Consider the following 3,582-nt stretch of genomic DNA (forward strand, 5'->3'; position numbering starts at 1 on the left):
TTATCTTCAAACTCGAAGCAGCCGCAATTCTGACGCTTGTATCGCTCGTATCCGAAGAAGGTGCGCAGCTGCACAAAACTAGGAATATGATTGAACTCCCTATCCATATGAATTTTCGCATGACCATTCCCCTTTGGTGCCATAGATTCTATTCTTAAGATACGTCATATGTAAGTAGAAAGCGATGAAAAGGTTATTTTAAAAAAGGAGTGCACTATATGAAATTTCAGGTTCTTACCGCTCTTATTCTTGCTTTACTGCTCACGCAACTTCCTGTGGTAGGAAAATACTTTGCTATTCTGAATACCATGATTCATGAAAGTGGTCATTCTTTGATGGCGCTGATTACAGGAGGAGAAGTAAGGAGGGTTTCTCTGTTTCCTAATACATCGGGGTTTGCTTTGACCGGACATACATCTTGGATCGGCCAGGTATTAACGAGCATGGCTGGTTACGTGTTTGCTTCTTTCTTTGCTTTTATTTTCTTTTTCCTAATCAGTCGTGGGCAATATCAATGGATGATCTATATTCTCATGGCATTCCTTACCCTCAATCTACTTTTCTGGGTGAGGAATGTATATGGACTATTCTGGATCCTTACATTTGGAGCGGGGTTTCTATGGTTGTTGAGAACCGGTCATGAACAAGTGGTCCAATATGTCCTGATCTTTCTAGCATCGCTCGTCCTTGTCGAGTCTGTGACCAGTGCCTTTGAGGTGATGTGGATCAGTTTTATATCCCCTGGGCAAGCTGGTGACGCAGCAAATTTAGCACGAGCGACAACATTTATTCCCGCCCCTTTGTGGGGAGTGGCCTTCTTCGTTCAGGCCCTGTACTTTGCCCTCATCTCCATTAAGCGTGTCTTTTCCTTCTGATGGTGTGAAGGATAAGAAGAAAAAAGATTAATTTCTGCTAATGCCCTGCCTTCTTTAGCCCTCTTGAATAAGGTAGTAAAGTAAGTAAGAGAGGGGGGAATGGAATGAGCGGAGGATACGGTGGCGGTTTCGCGCTATTGGTTGTTTTGTTCATCCTTTTGATCATCATCGGTGCATCTTATATGGGTGGCCGAGGTTACGGTTACGGATACTAATAAATAAAGCGGGAATCTTTTCCCGCTGTTACATAAAATCAAACGTTTTTGGTAAGTCGGAAAAGGGTATGAGGAAATTAGAATAATTGGACGGAGGAGTCGTTTATGGATTTAAAAGAACACTTAGTTGCACACGGGTATGATCACATTGATATTCTTCTTATTGATGAAGAGGGTGACCAGTCCACCGTTGCCGACATCTCCCTGCCAAAGGTGACGGATTTGGAGTACAAGCTTTATCTCAAGCCTGAGAGTATTTCCTATCATTTTAAGGAAGAAAACCCTTATTTCGAGGCTGAGCAGCAATCCGAGTCAGGAGACGGCAAGAAAATCAAAGGTTTCATCCTCGAATGGTAAAGTCCTGTCCCCACAGGACTTTTTTTATGCTTAATAATATCGTACAACACCCTATTGTTGCCTAGCGGCTAGTGAGACTTCCCTCGCTTCTGTACGATAAGTCAACATCGAATCACTCCGTTCTTCGTGTTTCCTTTATCTCCGCCAGCTCAGTCCAGTCCATACGCCGCTGACCGAGGCGCCTGCACACTTAAGATAGGAGTCTCGCCATTCCCCTCCGCCCCTTGGCCATATAAGGTCTCGAAACCACTTCAAGAATCAGCAGCTGTTCTATACGTATGAGGAGCGATAAGAACATAAACCTTCACCGCAGTGTGATCGAACTCATAACGCTTGATATATAGCGCTTTATGCTTACTATAGGCAGTGATAGTGGAAGACCCTCCATACGTTGGTATAGGGGTTCGTTTCTCACATGATCGAATGGGGTGGTTGGGAAGCTGCGAGACTCCCGCAGGAAGGGATCGGCGAGATCCCGCAGGGCGATAAGCCCGAGGAAGCTCGGCGCTACCCCGCAGGAAAGCGAGTAGCTTCCCAACCACCCCTGACGCTCAACTCAGCAACGAACCCCGAACCATCTCGAAATCCAGTCTTACAGAATCCCCACATATCGTTGAATACTGGTTTGTTTATTTTGAATCACATGGGGAATGAAACTGGTAAATCCCAACAGGAGGTTATTTGCATGCAGCAACACAAACTATACATTAACGGTGAATATACAGCAATCAAACGGATCCGAATGGATTGATATTCTAAATCCGGCGACCGAAGAGGTTATTTCTCAAATTCCTAAAGGCACGGAGGACGATGTGAACCGGGCGGTGAAAGCAGCATTTGAAGCTCAAAAAGACTGGAAGCTTACGCCTAATATTGAACGCGGTAAAATTGTAAGGGAGCTTGGCGATCGTATAGAGGAAAACCGAGCGACCTTTATCGATCTATTACAAGAAGAGCAAGGGAAAGATTATGAGCTTGCTAGCGGAGAAGTGGATTTGGCTATCGATTATTTCCGGTATATGTCGGAATGGGCACGGAGAATTGAAGGAGAGATCGTTCCGAGTGATCGTAAAAATGAGAACATCTTTATTGATAAAAAGCCAATCGGCGTCGTGGCAGGAATCAGGTGCTGGCAGTCCCTCAGCTTCGTAAGTAGTTAACCTTAGCAATACGTAACTGAACGAAGTAGACGTACATAAACGTATTGCTAAGGTTAACGACGGTTAGATTCACCTCTTACACAGCACCTGGCCAAGGTATCGCGATTTTCAATAATTTGTTTTACTTGCTTTTGCTCATTATCTAAGGCCAATTTAGAAGCATGATGATAAACATGCGTACTGAGAGGGGTCGCTTTACTGTCTAAAAGCGTGTACTCAATGGCATAGTGAACGGGTTCTTCAAATTGTTGTTGCTCCGAAAAAATTGCATTTGACAGCACACGAATTGAATAAGTTCTATCGGCTGAAAAGTTAAATGTAAGCGCCTTATCTTGTTGTAACCAATGTACTGTTGAGCGCGTTTCATCTTCAGAGCGAAGCGCAACCGGCTCTGCAGACACTACCCAAAAATAACCACGGATCACGAGCCAAAGCAGCAATAAGATTAAACTGATTCTAAAAAATAAAGTCAGCAGGTACTTAATTAAATACATTAAGTCCTCCTGTCATCATTTGAGTAAATCTTTGCAAATCGACGACTTTATTTCTTTTCGGTAAGTAAATAAGTGCAATCTTATTATTTTGCTTGATCAATAAGGCGAGTTCGTTTGGCATAGAAAGTTGTGTGGCCTGCAAGGTACACGCATTTTGTTGTTCACATAAAGATTTAATAAAAGGCAAATGCTGAGAGAGCGCATAATGCTCGGTAATATCCTTAAAGGCTTTTAATTGAGTCGTGTTAATTGCTTGCCAGTCACTTGGAGACAGAGCTGCAATATTAGTGTGCTTCAAAATAGGGTGCTGCGATACCGCTAATAGTCGTTGCAATAGTGCCTCGCTCGATATTGAAAAGTGTTGCTTAAAATCGGAAGCAAGCCATAGTGTGGCGAGCTCACTTGCAGGCAGGTGCTGTGTAAGAGGTGAATCTAACCGTCGTTAACCTTAGCAATACGTAATGGTACCGAAGAACAGGCA

General features: G+C 43.6%; 6 protein-coding genes. 4 read left to right on the forward strand and 2 right to left on the reverse strand.

What is annotated here, in order from left to right; genetic code table 11:
* Positions 1-218: 218 nt before the first annotated feature.
* The 4 genes from ACXAC4_RS18045 (at position 219) to ACXAC4_RS18060 (ending at position 2,607) form a co-directional block, all read left to right on the forward strand.
* Complete coding sequence (locus ACXAC4_RS18045) at positions 219-875, forward strand: M50 family metallopeptidase (protein WP_474965582.1); 657 nt, start codon at positions 219-221, stop codon at positions 873-875.
* Between the two features lie 104 nt (positions 876-979).
* Positions 980-1,090: a YjcZ family sporulation protein gene (locus tag ACXAC4_RS18050; protein ID WP_089650761.1), complete on the forward strand. Its 111-nt coding sequence runs from the start codon at positions 980-982 to the stop codon at positions 1,088-1,090.
* A 105-nt stretch (positions 1,091-1,195) separates the two neighbouring features.
* Positions 1,196-1,447: a hypothetical protein gene (locus ACXAC4_RS18055; RefSeq protein WP_474965583.1), complete on the forward strand. Its 252-nt coding sequence runs from the start codon at positions 1,196-1,198 to the stop codon at positions 1,445-1,447.
* Positions 1,448-2,097: 650 nt separating this feature from the next.
* On the forward strand, positions 2,098-2,607 hold the full coding sequence (locus tag ACXAC4_RS18060; protein ID WP_475164332.1) for an aldehyde dehydrogenase family protein: 510 nt from the start codon (positions 2,098-2,100) through the stop codon (positions 2,605-2,607).
* A 53-nt stretch (positions 2,608-2,660) separates the two neighbouring features.
* On the opposite strand, the gene ACXAC4_RS18065 is transcribed toward ACXAC4_RS18060, so the two are convergent.
* Positions 2,661-3,101, reverse strand: a complete 441-nt coding sequence (locus ACXAC4_RS18065; RefSeq protein ID WP_475164333.1) for a hypothetical protein — start codon at positions 3,099-3,101, stop codon at positions 2,661-2,663.
* Positions 3,088-3,435, reverse strand: coding sequence for a hypothetical protein (locus ACXAC4_RS18070; protein WP_475164335.1), 348 nt, complete (start codon positions 3,433-3,435; stop codon positions 3,088-3,090). The genes ACXAC4_RS18065 and ACXAC4_RS18070 overlap by 14 nt, the downstream gene beginning before the upstream one ends.
* Positions 3,436-3,582: the final 147 nt, after the last annotated feature.

The organism is Pseudoalteromonas sp. AWM4_233 (genome assembly GCF_056158285.1).

Coding starts and splice junctions, on each gene's coding strand:
- ACXAC4_RS18060 (WP_475164332.1), top strand. CDS start 2,098: ATGAAACTGGTAAATCCCAACAGGAGGTTATTTGCATGCAGCAACACA.
- ACXAC4_RS18050 (WP_089650761.1), top strand. CDS start 980: ATGAGCGGAGGATACGGTGGCGGTTTCGCGCTATTGGTTGTTTTGTTC.
- ACXAC4_RS18055 (WP_474965583.1), top strand. CDS start 1,196: ATGGATTTAAAAGAACACTTAGTTGCACACGGGTATGATCACATTGAT.
- ACXAC4_RS18065 (WP_475164333.1), bottom strand. CDS start 3,101: ATGTATTTAATTAAGTACCTGCTGACTTTATTTTTTAGAATCAGTTTA.
- ACXAC4_RS18045 (WP_474965582.1), top strand. CDS start 219: ATGAAATTTCAGGTTCTTACCGCTCTTATTCTTGCTTTACTGCTCACG.